We start from the raw sequence: 257 nt of genomic DNA on the forward strand, positions 1-257 counted from the left end.
CTATTGTTTTATTTTTATTGTTACTCAGTATTGTTGTGACATTATACAGAATGAGGCTTCCTTCACCACTAGAAGAAAGAGAGCTTGTTGCTCAGATTTGTATTGACTTACTTTTATTTACTCTCTGGGAAGAGTTGAATTTCCATGGTGAAATATTAAGTGTTTCATTTTATCTTCCAGGAGTAGCAATGGCCTTTGCTATTCTATCTAATAAAAATATTGCATTCATAGTGATTTACTCGGCTATTTTATTTTAT

Annotated in this window: 1 protein-coding gene; it reads left to right on the plus strand. The window is 31.1% G+C overall.

The genetic code is table 11. The features are described 5' to 3' along the window. Positions 1 to 257 (plus strand): hypothetical protein (locus V2A85_RS24750; protein WP_420072694.1); only part of this gene is annotated, 257 nt, incomplete at both ends.

Source organism: Yersinia sp. 1252 StPb PI (genome assembly GCF_048593885.1).
Classification (GTDB): domain Bacteria; phylum Pseudomonadota; class Gammaproteobacteria; order Enterobacterales; family Enterobacteriaceae; genus Yersinia; species Yersinia enterocolitica_E.